Below are 16,525 nucleotides of genomic sequence, written 5' to 3'. Positions count from 1 at the left end.
AATAGAAATAACACTGTGAAATAGCGTATGATATAGTTAGTAGGTTTGCAGAATTTTACGGTCGTAATACTACTCGTGTGAGGTGAAGATGATGAGAATCTTAATCGTGGATGACAATCCGACTAATGTTATCATTATCCGTGAAATCCTGAAAAAAGAAGATTACCGAAATTTCGTAACCGCATCCTCTGCCAAAGAGATGCTGGAACGGCTTGGAATCGGTTCGGGGAGTGAAGATGGACGTCCCCGGATGTCAGATATTGATCTGATTTTACTGGATATGATGATGCCAGAAATGGATGGGATCGAAGCATGTCGTGTTGTGCAGCAATACGAACATCTTAAGGATATTCCAATAATAATGGTTACAGCTGTAGGTGATTCAAAGAAATTGGCCGAAGCGCTGGACGCAGGTGCAGTAGATTATGTTACGAAACCTATTAATAAAGTGGAGCTAATGGCCCGGATTCGGCTTGCTCTGCGGTTGAAACGTGAGAAAGATTGGCATAAGGAACGGGATCAGCGGATTCAGGAGGAATTGAGACTGGCTGCACTCGTGCAGAATGCTGTACTCAGCCTACCCCTGCAGGAAGAGAATTTCGAGGTGCATGCTATCTATCAGCCTTCCTCTGAATTGGCGGGTGATTTATATGCCTGGTATCCCCTTGGGGATGGCCGATATGGCGTAATCCTCCTGGACATTATGGGACACGGTATATCGTCCTCTCTTTTTTGCATGTTCCTTGCGTCAGTATTAAAGGATACGGTAACTACCTATGTAGAGCCGGAAAAGGTAATTCAGGAACTCAATCGAAGGTTTAACCAACTTTATATTGAGAAAAAGCTGATTCAATATTATTTTACGACGATTTATCTTGTGATCGACACTCGTATAAAGCGTATTGACTACGTTAACGCCGGGCATCCACCTGCGCTATTTTTTGAGGGCGCAGCTAAGACTCCGGTCTTGCTGGAAAGTAATTGTCACCCTGTAGGCCTGTTTGAACGGATTGATATTCAGCCTCAGAGCTTGACCTACGAAGATGAAGGGCATTTGGTTCTCTATACAGATGGTCTGCTGGAGCTGGTTGAGGGTGAACAGGAAGAGCAGCTGAAGTTTATGATTAAGCATTTAAATGTTGAGCATGAATGGAAGGAAGAAACTATACGGGCTGCTTTTTTCAATGCTGATGTTCCTAAAGAGCGTGACGATGACAAATGTATAGTGTGGATCTCACTGAAGAAGGGAACAGAATGAGGATGAAAATAAAGGCTAAACTCTTAATTGGTTTTAGTGCGATGCTGGCGATTATGCTGGCACTTACTATGATTGGATACGATCGTTTGGATTATATGAATGGTCAGCTTGAGGGTTACCAGGATAGATATATGAAGGGGCGCTCTTCTTCAGGTATGCGTGGAGAAGTGAATGATATGGCGCGCATATTAACGACGACCATGTTAAGCGCGGATACATCAACGGTAGAATCACAAAAAAAAGAGATTGATAAAAAAATAGCTAAGGCGAATGAGCACTACGACAAAATAAAAGAATCAATGACTAGCGCTGAAGAGATGCAGATCGTTAATCAAATTGATGATTCTTATACGATCTATCTAAATTATCAGGAAAAAATATTGAAGCTGCTATCAGCTGGTTATTTCCAGAATGCCAGCACGTATTCTAACACAGAGGGACAAGCGATTCAGAATGCCGTGTTAAATGCTCTGAACAGTCTCTCTGATTATAATGCCTTTATTATGAATGAAGAGAGCGCAAAAGCTAAAGATGCCTATCAAAGCTCTACTCAGATGGTCATCTTGATGATGATTGTGGGCCTGCTACTTGGACTTGGAGTTGTTCTATGGATCATTCCAAGCATTACGCGGGGGCTTAATGTCGTTTCGATGATGATTACCAGCTTTGGCAACGGCAGAATTCGGGCCATAAGGCGCATAAAGGTTACTTCGAAAGATGAGATTGGTGAGGTTGCCCTTGTCTTTAAGAAAATGGCGTTAGATCTTGAAGAGAAACAGCAAATGGAACAGGCTTATGCACAGGCACAGAATGATCAATCCTGGCTGAATGCAAATGTTGCTCAGGTGACAGAACTTCTCCGGGGGGTTAGCTCATTGGATCAGGTCTCACAGACCTTTATCAACGAGTTCACCCCTGTGCTCGGAGCCCAGTTTGGAGCTGTGTATTTGAAGGATGCTAATCGTCCCGATTTTTTACGAAGCAGTGGTTATTATGCAGTAGATAACGATAAGAAACCAAAGGAAGGTTTTTTGATTGGAGAAGGGCTTGTAGGACAAAGTGCGCTTGATATGCACCCAATCAGATTGGAGCGGGCTCCTGAAGATTATATCTCCGTGAAATCCGGCTTTGTGGATTCACAGCCAGGATATATTTCCATTCATCCGCTTATTTTTGAAGACGAGCTGCTCGGTGTAGTAGAATTCGCTTCATTCCAGCCATTTAGCAGTCTGAAAAATGATTTGCTGCAACAACTTGCGAATAATTTAAGCATTATTTTCAATAATATTAGTCGTCGTCTGATTGTAGAGAAATTACTGCGTGAGTCACAAGCACTTACGGAAGAACTGCAATGTCAGTCAGAGGAGCTGCAGACTCAGCAAGAAGAACTGCGCCGTTCTAATGAGAACTTGGAAGAGCAGACAGATGCGCTTAAACGTTCAGAAGAACTGCTGCAACGTCAGCAGGAGGAACTGGAGCATTACAATACGGAACTCGTCGCCAAGACTCGTGCACTAGAGGAGCAAGTGCAGGAGGTTGAGGAGAAAAAAGATGAAATTGAGCATGCTAAGGTTCAGCTAGAGAAACAGGCTATGCAATTATCCGTGACTAGTAAATATAAATCGGAATTTATGGCGAACATGTCCCATGAATTGCGGACGCCGCTCAACAGTCTGCTGATCTTGTCTCAGCTGCTTACTGAGAACAAGGATGGTAATCTAACGGAGAAACAGGTTGAATTTGCCCATACGATTTACATGTCAGGTGCTGACCTGCTTAAAATGATTGATGAAATTCTCGATCTATCCAAGGTTGATGCAGGAAAAATGGAACTGAATCATGAAGAAATTAAACTGACTGAGCTGAAAAGCTTTGTGAAGCAGAATTTTGCTCCGCAGGCGATCAAAAAAGGACTCTCCTTACGGATAGCCTTTAACGAGCCGCTGCCAGATAGCGTTATTGCCGATAGTCACCGGTTGAAGCAGGTCTTAAGAAATCTGCTCTCCAATGCCTTTAAATTTACAACCGAAGGTTTTATTGAGTTTTCAGTTAGCCCGGCAGATAATAATCTCTTGCCACTAAATCTGCCGAGTGATAATGAATATATTGCTATTGCTGTGAAGGACAGTGGCATTGGTATTCCGGCTGACAAAACAGATATTGTATTCGAAGCCTTCCAGCAAGTAGACGGAACAACCAGCCGTAAATATGGAGGCACGGGGTTGGGATTGTCGATCAGCCGTGAATTGGTTCGTATAATGGGTGGCGCTATTGTGCTCGAATCCCGTGAGGGACAAGGCAGTACCTTCACTTTATATTTGCCGGTGAAGGCAAATTACAGTAAACAACGTGCAGAAATAGAAGCTGCGGTGTCCAAAGAGGATTCCACATATGATGAATATATTGGAGACATGCTTCCAACCTTAGTGCCAGCAGCCGTTAACGTACCCCTTCCACAACTGACAATTGAGGATGACCGTGACAATTTGACGGCAAATGACAAAGTCCTGCTTATTATTGAAGATGATGAAAGCTTTGCGAAAATCTTGTTAGACATGGCTCGTGGGCGCAGATTTAAAGGTTTAGTAGCGCTTCAAGGCGATATTGGACTACAGATGGCAAAAACTTATTTGCCAGATGCGATCATTCTCGATATACAGCTGCCTGTAATGGACGGCTGGACCATCCTTAGAGAGCTGAAAAGTGCATCTCAGACCCGTCACATTCCTGTTCATGTTATCTCAGTGAACGATGAAGTGAAGCAAGGATTAATGATGGGAGCTATGGCGTATCTTAGAAAACCATCTTCAAGAGAAGCATTGGAGCGGGCTTTCTCACAAATTGAGAACTATACGTCCAGCACAGTGAAGTACCTTCTGATTGTTGAAGATGATGAGATTCAACGTCGTTCCATTATGGAATTGATCGGTCACGATGATGTAGCTATCACCGCGGTATCAACCGGCAATGAGGCACTGATGGAGCTGCGCAAGCAGAGATATGATTGTATGGTTCTGGATCTTATGCTTGGGGATATGAACGGCTTTGAATTGCTGGATCAGATTCGTGATGATGAAGAATTAAATGATCTTCCTATTATTATTTATACAGGTAAGGATTTAGATAGCAAAGAGGAGACACAGCTCCGCAAGTATGCTGAATCCATAATTATCAAGGATGTTCGTTCTCCGGAACGACTACTGGATGAGACAACGTTGTTCTTGCACCGGGTAGAAGCCAATCTTCCGGAAGATAAACGTAAAATTTTGCAGAAGCTGCATAACAAAGAAGAGTTATTCGAAGGGAAGAAAATACTGCTCGTCGATGATGATATTCGTAATGTTTTTGCACTCTCTAGTGTACTGGAAGAATACCACATGGAAGTGAAGTTTGCGGAGAACGGACGTGAAGCGCTGGAAATGCTGGTAGAGCAGGAAGATTTTGATCTCGTGCTTATGGATATGATGATGCCGGAAATGGACGGATATGAAGCTATGCGCCGAATCCGTGAAATGCCGCAATATCAGAAACTGCCTATTATTGCGCTTACCGCCAAAGCAATGAAAGAGGATCGCGCCAAATGTATTGAAGCGGGAGCTTCTGATTATATGAAGAAACCGATCGCAACAGGTCAACTTCTTTCGTTAATGCGTGTCTGGTTGTATTCGTAAACTCAAATTTGGGGTAATACCTTTTTAAGAACTAACATGACTAGAATTACGGTGTGTTAATAAGGGAGTCGGGATAACAATGAAAGCGATAGAACACGGATATGAGGAGCAGCCCGTTATGGTAGGAAGTGACGAGTTGGAGCAAATTGAGATCGAGCTGCTCCTTGATGGAGTACACCGTTTATATGGATATGATTTCCGGAATTATGCGTTGCCTTCTTTGAAGCGACGTATCTGGCATCATGTGCATGCGGAGAATGTACACAGCATATCCGCGCTGCAAGAAAAGGTGCTGCATGATCGTGCCTGTTTTGAACGATTTGTCTATAGTCTCTCCATTCCGGTTACCGAAATGTTTAGGGACCCGGGGTTATTTTTAACGTTTCGCCAGAAGGTAGTTCCGTTGTTGAGGACTTATCCCTATATTCGTATCTGGCATGCCGGATGCTCCACTGGTGAAGAAGTATACTCTATGGCCATCCTGCTTCATGAAGAAGGGCTTTACGATAAGGCTCGGATTTATGCCACAGATATGAATGAGCGTTCTTTACAGCAGGCTAAGGAAGGCGTCTATGATATTAGCAGAATGAAGCAATACACTAAGAATTATTTGGAGGCGGGAGGTACCCGGGCATTCTCTGAATACTATACAGCGAAGTATAACTCGGTTATTTTACAGCCATATTTACGCAAAAACATTATATTCGCTGAGCATAACTTGGCTACAGATACTTCTTTTAATGAGTTTAATGTTATTTTCTGCCGCAATGTGATGATTTATTTCAATGATGAGCTGCGGGATCATGTTCACGGCTTGTTTCATGAAAGTTTGAGTCGTTTTGGAATACTTGTTCTAGGCTCTAAAGAATCCATTCACTTTACGAAGTACAGCGATTGTTATGAGTCTTTGGACAGAGTAGAAAAAATATACCGTAACATAAAATAACGCATGAAGGAGGGTGGTCCTATGGGGTTTCAAGAACCAATTCATATACTACTAGTAGATGACCGTCCTGAAAATCTGCTGGCGCTGGAGGCGGTACTTGAAAGCCAGCATTATGAGCTAGTCAAAGCCACCTCCGGCGAAGAAGCGCTGCGGTGTTTGTTAAGGTATGATTTTGCTGTCATCGTACTGGACGTGCAGATGCCAGGTATGGATGGGATCGAGACCGCAAAGTTGATTAAAGCCAGAGAAAAAACAAAGGAAATTCCGATTATCTTTATCTCTGCGAATAGTAAGGAAGCGGAGCATTTATTCGCGGGCTATTCTGCAGGGGCTATTGATTATATGGTCAAGCCCTTCATTCCACAAATTCTGAAGTCTAAGATACAAGGTTTTGTCGAAATGTATATTACGAGCAAAAAACATCAGACTCAGACCATGCTGCTGCAGCAAAAGACGAAAGAACTGGAAATCATAAATAGTGAGCTCGTAAAGGCTAAGGAAGAGGCGGAGATCGCCTCCAAAGCGAAGTCGGAATTTCTGGCTATGATGAGTCATGAGATTCGTACACCAATGAATGGCGTAGTGGGTATGATTGATTTATTAATGGAGACTGACCTTGCTCCTGAGCAGAAGGAGTATTCTGAGATCATTAGGAAAAGTGCAGACACGTTGATTACGGTTATAAACGATATTCTTGATTTCACCAAAATGGAATCCGGTAAAATGGAAATCGAAGAGCAGCTGTTCGAACTTCGCACATGTATTCAAGAGGTGTTCAGCCTCTTTTCGGTGGAAGCGGGAAAAAAGAACCTGGAGCTCGCTTATTTTATCGATCAGAAGTTGCCTAGACTTTTATATGGAGATATGGCCCGTTTACGCCAAGTATTAATTAATCTGATTGCTAACGCAGTTAAATTTACGAATCAAGGCGGTGTCTATTTAGTCGCTTCCATCAAAGAAACATCTGGGAACAAGGTAGAAGTCGAGTTCACGATCATGGATACTGGGATTGGTATTTCTCCAGAGAAATGCGACCGATTGTTCCAACCGTTCTCACAGCTGGATTCTTCAATGACACGGAAATACGGGGGGACAGGGCTTGGTTTAGCCATATGTAAATCCCTTGTAGGCATGATGGGTGGAGAAATACGGGTAGAATCCATGGAGCAAAAAGGAGCTACCTTTATTTTTACGATACAAGCATCCGTACCTGGAGAAGATTTGACAGGAGGTTATCAAGAAGAGGAATCGCCTCATCTTCTTCTTAATCAGGAGAGCAGAAGCCGAATCCTTGTTGTAGATGACCATCCTATCAATCAGCGTCTGATGGTTAGCATGCTAGATAAGCTCGGCTATGAAGCTGATATGGCTGAGGACGGGAAACAGGCTGTGCAAATGGCGCTTAAGCAGCCCTATGATTTTATCTTTATGGATCTCCAAATGCCAGTAATGGATGGCCTGGAGGCAACCGCTCAAATCCGTCGAGAAGGCGGTCCGGCGGCTGAGAAGACTATTATTATTGCAATGACTGCGAATGTCATGGATGGCATCCAGAATCGCTGTAAAGCCTCAGGAATGGATGACTATATCAGCAAGCCACTTAAGATGAGTAGTATTAAGCAGATTATCTCTCGGTATTCTAGCAGCGATAATCGGATGGTTGAAACAGATACCTCTATTTTTCAGGCGTAACCCAAGATTTACTAGTTTATATTTTAATGTTATTTGTTTCAAAGGTAGGACTATGAGGTTATTAATATAGAAAATATTTATCAGGAGAGATCGTCTATGAACACGCATAAAAGTAATAAGTTTCACGCTAAGACAGAGACAAAAGAAAGTGTATGTACGGTTTTCCTGAATGGTGAACTTGATCTATCCGTGGCTTCCGATTTCCGTTTGGTAATGGAGCCGCTTGTAGGTGATACGAAGCATGATTTAGTAATAAATCTTAAAGAATTAAAATACATCGATAGCACAGGTATTGGTATTTTACTTTCGATCCTGAAATCAAGACAAGGTATGGACGTTAAGTTTATGGTTGAGGATGTTCCTCCCCAAATTCAGAAGCTGTTTGACATGACTGGTATTACCAAGTTTTTTGCCTCCCAAGAGAATTCCCACTAGGAAAGGATAGAACAAAGAATGAGTGATGATGTGCAAAAAGTAATTCTTCAGCTGCCGGCTAGCGCAGAGTATGTGGATATTGTTAGGTTGAATTTATATGGTATTGCTTCAAAAATGGGCTTCACCTACGAAGATATTGAAGATATGAAGGTAGCTGTATCAGAGGCGTGTAACAACTCAGTATTGTACGCCTATGGACAACAAGACGGAATGGTTGATGTAATCTTTGAGGTGGGTGAAAGTGCCCTATCCATTACAGTCAAAGACGAGGGGGAGAGCTTTGACGGTTTGGAAGACTCGTCCAGTGAGCGTATGACACTGCATGATAAAGAGTTAAGTGACGTTCAGGTCGGCGGTTTAGGGTTCTACTTAATGCAAGCGTTGATGGATGACGTGAGCGTCGTAAGTGAGGCCGGAAGAGGGACGGTAGTAACTTTGAAGAAGCACCTTAACTTTAGCGAGGAAAAGGTATGAGTGATAAGGTGACTCCCCCCGAGTCCATGAATGAAGCAGTCACCCAAATTTGGGAATATCAGCAGACTAAGGATAATGAACGCGCAACAGTGCTGATTAAGAAATATGAGCCTATGGTAAAAATGGCTGCTGGAAAAATTTCTCGCAACCGCCCCGACTTGTATGAGGATTTATATCAGGTCGGGCAAATGGCGCTCATCCGGTTATTACAGCAATATGATATTAGCCTTGGAATCCCTTTTGAGCCCTATGCGATGAAAAGCATGATTGGACATATGAAGAATTTCCTACGTGATAAATCTTGGTACATACAGGTACCTAGACGGATTAAAGAAAAGGGAGCACTTGTTCAACACGCGATTGACGAACTAACAGTGAAGCTGGAACGTTCGCCTGCGGTGGATGAGATTGCTCATTATCTTGATTTGTCTGTTGAAGAAACTGTAGAAGTACTGGCGGGCAGAGAATGTTATCATTACGTCTCCCTAGACTCGCCCCTTTCTCAAGAGGAGACAGGAGCCACACTAGGCGAGCTGATCAGCTCTGACGCAAATGATTACGAGACCGTAGAGAAACGTATGGATTTGCAACAAGCACTAGGTCAATTGAAGGAACAGGAGCAGCAGGTGCTGCTGTTAGCGTTCCAAGATGGACAATCCCAGCGGGCGATCGCCCAGAAGCTGGGGGTATCACAGATGAGCGTTTCACGCATACAGAAGCGGGCCACTGAGAAGTTAAAGCAGATTATGGCCAACTCTTCCTATTGAGTTCCTGTATGGGTAATATACATTTTCGACGATAAGGACATGCCTCTCTCCGCTGACTGGAGACCCGCATGTCCTTTATTTGTATACTGTTGTAGACTTATTCCCCCGCTTGTCCGTCCAACCTAGAGGATTAGACGGACAAGCGGGGGAAGCGGTCGATAGTTGGGGAATAGATTGATAGTCTTGCGGTTAGCTATTAGCATCAATGTATTTTTTAATTTCCCCAAGATACTCTCCGATTACTGGAACATTAAGAAAAAGACTAAGAATGTAGCCTAATAAACCAAGGACTACAAATGTTCCGAGAGATAGTCCAAGTCCCCGAGATATACCGGCCATCAGGTTTGTGATGATTCTTTTTTTCGGATCTGAATAGTTGTCGAGAATGTCTTTGAATTCTGATTTTTCCAGTGAGTGAGCGATCTTATCAAGACGACTGTTTAAGCGTTTCACTTCATGTCGCAACTCGAAAGGATGTTCATCAATTTCATAAGGTTTTGTTTGGTTATTTGAATCTGCCATGCGCCATCCCTGCTTTCTATAGCCCGAACGGGCATTAATTAAATGTCTAGTTGTATCTGCTGATGTGAATAAAGGTGTAACTAAACAACAGCCAGCTGCGGTCAGCTGGCTGTTGTTTGTTAAAGTGATAGCTGTATGATGCCGCAGATTAGTAATTGGATTTATAGGAGGATTTTACATCCTCTTTCGCATCCTTAGCCTGATTGGCAACCTCTTTAGAGGATGCTTTAGCTTCATCAGCTACGTCTTTAGAGGCGTCTTTAACATCCGAGCTTACATTGCTTGAGGCTTCACTTACAGTGTCACCAATTTTACTTCCAGCCTCTTGAAGAGTGGCGGCAATTTGTTGTTTGCTGTCACTGACAGTGGTATAGATATCAGAAGCTTTATCTGACACCGTACTAGCCAAATCGGTTGCTTTTTCGCCAACGGTTGTCGCAATAGCTTTGGTTTTGTCAGTTACGGCACCAGCAACTTCTTTGGTCTTGTCTGTAGCTTGAGAAAGTTTATCTGACAGATCACTGCGCATTTCACGACCAGGCTTTGGTGCAAATAGCAGGGCTGCTGCGGCACCAATTAAGCTACCAATAAAGATACCTTTTAATAAGCTGCTTCCGTTCTCTACTTCATGTTCTACGTTACTCATCACCAATCACTCCTTATAATTTATCTTACTTCGTATATAAACTTTGGCGTATGGGCTGAAACAGTTGAAGAGCAAGGGGGAGATTACGGGAGTTTAAGGGAGGATACGGTAACCTAGAGGGCTTTAGGTCATATAAACCGCCTTTTTAAGGCTTTATCAAGATTTGTTTATGCGCAAAAAGAAGGGCGAAGACAGGCTGTGATATGCAGCATATGTCTCCATCCTTCCACGATTGAATTTATAATGTTACGGATTAATCATTAACGGCTTGGAGTACCGCATAGCCGAATTCAGGCAGATTCAGATGCAGCTGGGATGTGGAGGTTTCAGTCCGTTTCTGCGTCTTTAGATTTACCCATATTGTGTCTGCTCCGGTTACAGGAATGATGACTTCGGCCATAACATCTTCATTGTTCAATACGATTATGAACCGGCTTTGTTTGTCCCACCGCTCATATACAAGCAGCTTTGGATAACCCGGAATCTCCAGCGCTTTAAATCCACTGCTCCGGAATGCGGGATGAGATTTACGAAGGCTGATCGTCCAGCGATAGTATTCGAACAATTCTTGATTCTGTTTCTGGGAGTCCCACTCCATACATTTTCGGTTGTCCGGATCGTATCCGCCATCCATGCCGATTTCATCGCCATAATAAACACAGGGTGCTCCTTGAAAGGTCATCTGGAACAAAACGGCCAGCTTTAACTTCCTGATGTCACCGCCACAAAGTGTCAGGAAACGAACTGTATCATGGCTGTCTAGCAGATTAAAGGCGGCTTCCGTAATTTGCTGCGGATAATTCGCTAGCATAGTAGCAACCGACTGAGAGAATTGTGCAGCATTGATCTGTCCGTGAGCGAAAAAATTAATTTGAATATTCGTTAGCGGGTAATTCATAACGGCGTCAAATTGATCGCCAAGCAGCCACGGCAAGGAATCATGCATGATTTCTCCTACGAGATAGGCTTCTGGATTAATGCTTTTGATCGTACTGCAGAATTGCCGCCAGAACGAATGGGAGACTTCATTTGCGACATCAAGCCGCCATCCGTCTATACCGATTTCCTCGATCCAATAGCGGCCTGCATTCAGTAGATATTCTATGACTTCAGGATTCTCAGTGTTGAACTTAGGCATGATAGGCTCAAATGCAAAGGTGTCATAGGTGGGAATTCCGTCGATGACCTGTGGCGGCCACTCGCGTACATGGAACCAATCCGCATAACGTGAAGATTGCCCGTTCGCGAGCAGATCAACAAATGGCGGGAAGGTATGACCGCAATGATTAAAGACACCGTCCAGGATGACACGGATGCCTTTGGAATGACAGGAGTCCACAAGCTCTTTCAGCAATGTATTAGTGCCAAAATGAGGATCGACCAAGTAATAATCTTTTGTATCGTATTTATGATTGGTGGTTGCCGCAAATAAAGGATTAAAATATATAGCATTGATGCCCAATTCACAGAGATAATCCAAATGATCTAGTACACCCTGTAAGTCCCCTCCGAAGAAATTCCGAGGACTCGGCGTGCCGCCCCATTCCAATACATCTGTCGGATCGTTGGTGGGATCCCCATTCGCGAAACGCTCCGGGAATATTTGATAAAATACTGCATCTTTCACCCACGATGGAGGGGAGTGGACATCTTCACGATTCAAAAATGGAAAGTCGAACAAGCCTTCATATACCACAGCAGGTGGCTCTGGATAAAAACCTTTTTCTAAAAAATAAAGAACTTCGTCTTTGTCATAAAGCGCAAAGTAATACGCGAGTCTGCGGTAAACAGGACGGACGGAGGCTTGCCAGTAATCGAACAAGCCGTCAGAAGCGAGGCGCTGCATTGGAATGACCTCATGCGTTTTGTCCCAGCCAAATTTATCTCCACAGAAAAGATCGATCTGTGATACGTTGTCCCGCTTAGTTCTTATGCGAATATGAAGTGTAGACTCATCGTAGGCATATGACCAATTTTGTCCCATACGGTGATAAACGGCTTCCGGTTGAATCATACTCATTTTCCATCCCTTCGGGCATGTAAACGCAAAAAAGGGCCAACCTCATGATTTTCAGAGGTTGAACCCTTGGCGGTTTCATTGCCTTTAAATTTGTCTGCATCTTACCATAACCCTCAAGAGCAAAGCAAGAGGTTATTTCACAAGAAATTACAATATGGAATATTTAGTATGTGGTAGGGATAAAGAGAAAATAAAAGAAAAGAAAAGATAAACTTTGTTAAACCGTCTTTTTTGGACTTATACTCTGATTGCAATCAAAATTATGGATATTATAGAATGAGGGCGAACGAACTTGATTTTTCATAACACGCATTCAAATTAAAGGCACTGTTACCTGGAAAGGTACAACCTCGGCACTTTGTGCAAATGAGGTTGTACCTTTTTTATATGCTTTTTTTCAATGCGGGTTAGGTTTAATCACTCATGAACGAAGGGGAGATGAGCAAATGAAGAAGAGTAAACGTTCCAAAATGCAAGCGGTAACATTTAGTTTAGTCCTATGCCTGCTGTTAACTTTGACGGTCACCGCATGCGGTTCAGGCAATGGGAACTCCGCATCAAAGCCGAATTCGAGTCCGAATTCCGCAGTGAACGAGCCGGGGGGAACCACAAATGAGACAAATACTTCCGGAGAGAATACCACCGATGAGGAAATGAAACCAGAAGCAGGGGCCAAACTGATGGTCTGGGAAGCCAAGGAGCAGCTTGAGTACATGAAGCAGGTTGCTGCTGATTTCGAAAAAGAATATGGTGTTCCCGTCACAGTTGAGGAAATGGCAGGTGGTGATCAAGGCGCAAGACTGGCGACGGATGGTCCGTCTAAACTTGCTGCAGATGTGTTGACTCTGCCCCATGACCAGATCGGGCAAGCCGTAAAAGCAGGGCTGCTTTTGCCAAATGATGTTTTTGAGGAAGAAACCAAATCAACGATGGTGGCAACAGCCGTTCAGGCATCGTCTTATGATGGCATTCTTTACGGTTATCCTAAATCGGTAGAAACCTATGCGCTGTTCTACAACAAGGACCTGATTCCTGACGCTCCTAAAACGTGGGATGATGTGATTGCTTTTGCAGATACTTACAACAATCCGAAGGAAAACAAATTTGCAATCATGTGGGAATTCGTCGGATATTACAGCTATCCGTTTATTGGCAGCTTCGGCGGATATATTTACGGAGACAACAATACGAATTTCAAGGATATTGGATTGAACAATGAGGGCACTATCAAAGGGTTTACGTTTCTGCAGAGCCTCAAAAAAATTCTGCCTTTGAATGCAGGAGATATCACTTATGACGTGAAAACACAGTTGTTCCAGGAAGGTAAGCTGGCGATGAATATCGACGGGCCGTGGTCCATAGCGGCGTTTAAGGAAAATGTTAACCTGGGTGTGGCTCCTCTTCCAAAGGGACCTGACGGTCAAGACAGTCTTTCTTTCTCCGGGGTCAAATCGTATTATGTCAACTCATATACGGAATATCCGGTCGCAGGCCGTTTGTTCGCACATTTTGCAAGCAACAAGGAGAATCAGCTTAAGAATTTTGAGATGACGGGAGCGATTCCTGCGAGTATAGAGGCTGGAGAAGCGCCGGAAATCAAAGATGACCCTATTATTGGCGGATTCTTCGAGCAATTCCAAAATTCCGTTCCAATGCCTTCCGTTTCAGAAATTAAATCGGTCTGGGAACCCCTAAAAGCAGCGTTTGTGTCCCTGTGGAACGACTCAAATCTTGATGTTAAACAGACGCTGGATCAGACTGTAACCACGATTCAGGCCGATCTGGAGTCGAAGTAAAGGGCAGGTGATTTAACCATGAGGAAAAAAACAGGCGCAGCGCTACTCTCGGCTATTATTCCGGGACTGGGCCAGTTCTACAACCGGCAGTGGCTGAAAGGATTGGTATTCCTGCTGGTGGGGTCTGCTGGAATCTACTATATTGCTCATGATCTGATGGGACATTTGCATGGCTTAATTACGCTTGGTGAATTTCCAAGCCGTATGGTCAAGGTAGGCAAATTAACCCGGATGGTGGAAGGCGACCACTCCATTTTTATGATGATCAATGGTCTAATGGCATTGCTGGCGCTGCTCTTTTATACAGCTTTTCATTTACTGAACATCAGAGATGCATTCCTAGTTGGAGCTGCACGGGACCGGAAAGAGCCCATTCATTCATTCGCTGAATCGCTCAGAGCTATGGGGCGGAGGAATTTTGCCTATCTTGTCCTCGCGATTCCCTTTGTGGCCGTGGTTTTTCTGACGATATTACCACTTGTTTTTTCGGTGCTGCTGGCGTTTACGAACTATGCCGACCCGATTTTACCGCCAGCACATCTGGTAGACTGGGTGGGTTTCGGTAATTTTAATAAAATGCTTAGTCTGGATGTCTGGAGTTCCACCTTTGGTGGAGTGCTGACTTGGACCTTGATCTGGGCGGTTATTGCTACTGCGACGACTTACATTGGAGGTGTGCTCATTGCAGTACTTATTCACCAGCCCCGTGTCCGCTGCAAAAAGCTTTGGCGCACACTTCTGATCGTTCCTTTCGCTATTCCCAATATGATTTCTCTGCTCGTCATGCGCAATATGTTCAATAATCAATTCGGACCGATCAATAGTTATTTAAGAGCCTTGGGACTGGAGGGTGTGGCCTGGCTAACCAATCCTTTCTGGGCTAAGGTCACTGTAATTCTGGCTAATATGTGGATCGGCATTCCGGTGACCATGATTCTGGCCTTCGGGGTGCTGACAACAATTCCGAAGGATATGTATGAAGCGGCAGAAGTAGACGGTGCTGGGTCATTTTATAAATTCCGCATGATTACGCTGCCCATGGTATTGTTCGCAACCGCGCCTATCCTGATTATGCAGTTTGCCGGCAACATTAACAGCTTTAATGTCATTTATCTAATGACTAACGGAGAACCGGTTAATCCCAACTACCAGTACGCGGGCCACACTGACCTGCTGGTGACTTGGCTTTATAAACTGGCGCTGAACCAGTCACAGTACAGCTTTGCTTCTGTCATCGGGATTGTCATCTTCCTGATGGTCGCGACATTCTCCATCTGGAGCTACCGGCGGACGCGATCCTTTAAAGAGGAGGATATGATTGCATGAAGCTAAGACTGACGGAAGCGTTAAAAACGTTTGGAAGCCATTTATTGCTGATTGTGCTCAGTTTTATTAGTCTTTTCCCAGCTTTCTGGATTATTATGTCTTCTTTCAAAACAGGAAACAGTTTGTTCAGTGACTCATTGATTCCTAAGAATTTCACCTTTGTTCATTACAAGGAACTGTTTGAGCAAACTAAATATTTGTTATGGTTCATGAATACGCTAAAGATTGCGGCGTTGTCTACGCTGCTCGGCACCTTTTTGCTGCTGCTGACTTCGTACGCCATTTCTCGTTATCGATTTACGGGCAGAAAAACTACACTAACCACGCTCCTAGTTCTGCAGATGTTTCCGGGATTTATGGCTATGATAGCAGTTTACGTGCTGCTGAACACACTTGGGCTACTGAATTCTCATTGGGCACTTGTGCTCGTGTACAGCAGCGGTGCTATTATCACGAATGTTTTTGTGGCTAAAGGTTTTTTTGATACGATTCCTAAAAGCTTGGAAGATGCTGCGCGAATGGATGGGGCGAGTCATATGAAAGTATTTCTTTCTATCATGATCCCGTTATCTAAGCCGATGCTCACCTATGCCAGCCTTATGATTTTCAACGGCTGCTTTGTGGATTTTATATTCGCCGACCTTGTATTGCGCACGGAGGATACAAGAACGCTCGCCGTTGGGCTTTACCGGATGGTGAACCAAAGTAACTCAACCGAGTTTACGTTGTTCGCTGCCGGAGCGGTATTGGTCGCTCTCCCAGTCACGCTGCTGTTCATTTTCCTACAGCGTTTCTTGGTGGATGGCCTGACCGCAGGTGCAAGCAAAGGATAAGACGAACTGCGCTACCCTTGTGAGGCTACGCTGAATTCCATAAAAACCGCTTTCTACTCAGAGATCAAGGTTCTGAGAAGGAAGCGGTTTTTTATATTTTATCCGGTTTCTAAAATCTTCTTGGTGGGGACAGGATTGA

13 protein-coding genes are annotated in these 16,525 nt (G+C 43.9%); 10 read left to right on the top strand and 3 right to left on the bottom strand.

The features are described 5' to 3' along the window. Positions 1 to 91 precede the first annotated feature (91 nt). The 7 genes from NST94_RS25915 to NST94_RS25885 all read left to right on the top strand — a co-directional run bounded on the left by NST94_RS25915 (position 92) and on the right by NST94_RS25885 (position 9,243). Positions 92 to 1,258 carry a fused response regulator/phosphatase gene (locus NST94_RS25915; RefSeq protein ID WP_076128679.1) on the top strand — a complete coding sequence of 389 codons (1,167 nt, stop codon included), beginning with the start codon at positions 92 to 94 and terminating at the stop codon, positions 1,256 to 1,258. Between the two features lie 2 nt (positions 1,259 to 1,260). Next, positions 1,261 to 4,929 carry a response regulator gene (locus tag NST94_RS25910; protein WP_076128810.1) on the top strand — a complete coding sequence of 1,223 codons (3,669 nt, stop codon included), beginning with the start codon at positions 1,261 to 1,263 and terminating at the stop codon, positions 4,927 to 4,929. 79 nt (positions 4,930 to 5,008) lie between these two features. Beyond that, positions 5,009 to 5,875, top strand: coding sequence for a protein-glutamate O-methyltransferase CheR (locus NST94_RS25905; RefSeq protein WP_051491113.1), 867 nt, complete (start codon positions 5,009 to 5,011; stop codon positions 5,873 to 5,875). A 21-nt stretch (positions 5,876 to 5,896) separates the two neighbouring features. Continuing rightward, the gene (locus tag NST94_RS25900) at positions 5,897 to 7,567 is read left to right on the top strand and encodes a response regulator (protein WP_076128677.1); all 1,671 of its coding nucleotides are present in this window, start codon (positions 5,897 to 5,899) and stop codon (positions 7,565 to 7,567) included. Between the two features lie 96 nt (positions 7,568 to 7,663). Then, positions 7,664 to 8,002, top strand: a complete 339-nt coding sequence (locus NST94_RS25895) for an STAS domain-containing protein (RefSeq protein WP_076128675.1) — start codon at positions 7,664 to 7,666, stop codon at positions 8,000 to 8,002. Positions 8,003 to 8,020: 18 nt separating this feature from the next. Further along, positions 8,021 to 8,476, top strand: a complete 456-nt coding sequence (gene rsbW, locus NST94_RS25890) for an anti-sigma B factor RsbW (RefSeq protein ID WP_036680217.1) — start codon at positions 8,021 to 8,023, stop codon at positions 8,474 to 8,476. Further along, complete coding sequence (locus tag NST94_RS25885) at positions 8,473 to 9,243, top strand: sigma-70 family RNA polymerase sigma factor (protein WP_076128673.1); 771 nt, start codon at positions 8,473 to 8,475, stop codon at positions 9,241 to 9,243. The genes rsbW and NST94_RS25885 overlap by 4 nt, the downstream gene beginning before the upstream one ends. A 189-nt stretch (positions 9,244 to 9,432) precedes the next feature. Here NST94_RS25885 and NST94_RS25880 read toward each other — a convergent pair whose 3' ends face one another. From NST94_RS25880 to NST94_RS25870, 3 genes are all read right to left on the bottom strand, one after another. Then, a complete protein-coding gene (locus tag NST94_RS25880) occupies positions 9,433 to 9,765 on the bottom strand; it encodes a DUF5665 domain-containing protein (protein ID WP_036680215.1) in 333 nt (110 codons plus the stop codon). A gap of 148 nt (positions 9,766 to 9,913) precedes the next feature. After that, the gene (locus tag NST94_RS25875; protein ID WP_076128671.1) at positions 9,914 to 10,411 is read right to left on the bottom strand and encodes a YtxH domain-containing protein; all 498 of its coding nucleotides are present in this window, start codon (positions 10,409 to 10,411) and stop codon (positions 9,914 to 9,916) included. A 253-nt stretch (positions 10,412 to 10,664) separates the two neighbouring features. Next, positions 10,665 to 12,431: a glycoside hydrolase family 13 protein gene (locus tag NST94_RS25870; RefSeq protein WP_305953968.1), complete on the bottom strand. Its 1,767-nt coding sequence runs from the start codon at positions 12,429 to 12,431 to the stop codon at positions 10,665 to 10,667. Between the two features lie 446 nt (positions 12,432 to 12,877). Between NST94_RS25870 and NST94_RS25865 the strand changes: the two genes are divergently transcribed. Genes NST94_RS25865 through NST94_RS25855 form a run of 3 tightly spaced genes read left to right on the top strand, consistent with a single transcriptional unit; the run spans position 12,878 to position 16,386 of the window. Then, the gene (locus NST94_RS25865) at positions 12,878 to 14,227 is read left to right on the top strand and encodes a maltose ABC transporter substrate-binding protein (RefSeq protein WP_254847769.1); all 1,350 of its coding nucleotides are present in this window, start codon (positions 12,878 to 12,880) and stop codon (positions 14,225 to 14,227) included. A gap of 18 nt (positions 14,228 to 14,245) precedes the next feature. Continuing rightward, on the top strand, positions 14,246 to 15,553 hold the full coding sequence (locus NST94_RS25860; RefSeq protein ID WP_076128669.1) for a sugar ABC transporter permease: 1,308 nt from the start codon (positions 14,246 to 14,248) through the stop codon (positions 15,551 to 15,553). Continuing rightward, the gene (locus tag NST94_RS25855; RefSeq protein ID WP_076128667.1) at positions 15,550 to 16,386 is read left to right on the top strand and encodes a sugar ABC transporter permease; all 837 of its coding nucleotides are present in this window, start codon (positions 15,550 to 15,552) and stop codon (positions 16,384 to 16,386) included. The genes NST94_RS25860 and NST94_RS25855 overlap by 4 nt, the downstream gene beginning before the upstream one ends. Positions 16,387 to 16,525 lie beyond the last annotated feature (139 nt).

The sequence above is a fragment of the Paenibacillus sp. FSL H8-0282 genome, from assembly GCF_037963825.1.
Classification (GTDB): domain Bacteria; phylum Bacillota; class Bacilli; order Paenibacillales; family Paenibacillaceae; genus Paenibacillus_AQ; species Paenibacillus_AQ odorifer.
Note: the sequence above shows the minus strand (reverse complement) of the source record. Positions and strands in the feature narration are given on the sequence as shown.

What these genes read in the sequence shown, in the direction of transcription:
- NST94_RS25895 (WP_076128675.1), top strand. Translation starts at nt 7,664, where the DNA reads ATGAACACGCATAAAAGTAATAAGTTTCACGCTAAGACAGAGACAAAA.
- NST94_RS25885 (WP_076128673.1), top strand. Translation starts at nt 8,473, where the DNA reads ATGAGTGATAAGGTGACTCCCCCCGAGTCCATGAATGAAGCAGTCACC.
- NST94_RS25880 (WP_036680215.1), bottom strand. Translation starts at nt 9,765, where the DNA reads ATGGCAGATTCAAATAACCAAACAAAACCTTATGAAATTGATGAACAT.
- NST94_RS25910 (WP_076128810.1), top strand. Translation starts at nt 1,261, where the DNA reads ATGAAAATAAAGGCTAAACTCTTAATTGGTTTTAGTGCGATGCTGGCG.
- NST94_RS25870 (WP_305953968.1), bottom strand. Translation starts at nt 12,431, where the DNA reads ATGAGTATGATTCAACCGGAAGCCGTTTATCACCGTATGGGACAAAAT.
- NST94_RS25915 (WP_076128679.1), top strand. Translation starts at nt 92, where the DNA reads ATGAGAATCTTAATCGTGGATGACAATCCGACTAATGTTATCATTATC.
- NST94_RS25865 (WP_254847769.1), top strand. Translation starts at nt 12,878, where the DNA reads ATGAAGAAGAGTAAACGTTCCAAAATGCAAGCGGTAACATTTAGTTTA.
- rsbW (WP_036680217.1), top strand. Translation starts at nt 8,021, where the DNA reads ATGAGTGATGATGTGCAAAAAGTAATTCTTCAGCTGCCGGCTAGCGCA.
- NST94_RS25855 (WP_076128667.1), top strand. Translation starts at nt 15,550, where the DNA reads ATGAAGCTAAGACTGACGGAAGCGTTAAAAACGTTTGGAAGCCATTTA.
- NST94_RS25905 (WP_051491113.1), top strand. Translation starts at nt 5,009, where the DNA reads ATGAAAGCGATAGAACACGGATATGAGGAGCAGCCCGTTATGGTAGGA.
- NST94_RS25875 (WP_076128671.1), bottom strand. Translation starts at nt 10,411, where the DNA reads ATGAGTAACGTAGAACATGAAGTAGAGAACGGAAGCAGCTTATTAAAA.
- NST94_RS25900 (WP_076128677.1), top strand. Translation starts at nt 5,897, where the DNA reads ATGGGGTTTCAAGAACCAATTCATATACTACTAGTAGATGACCGTCCT.
- NST94_RS25860 (WP_076128669.1), top strand. Translation starts at nt 14,246, where the DNA reads ATGAGGAAAAAAACAGGCGCAGCGCTACTCTCGGCTATTATTCCGGGA.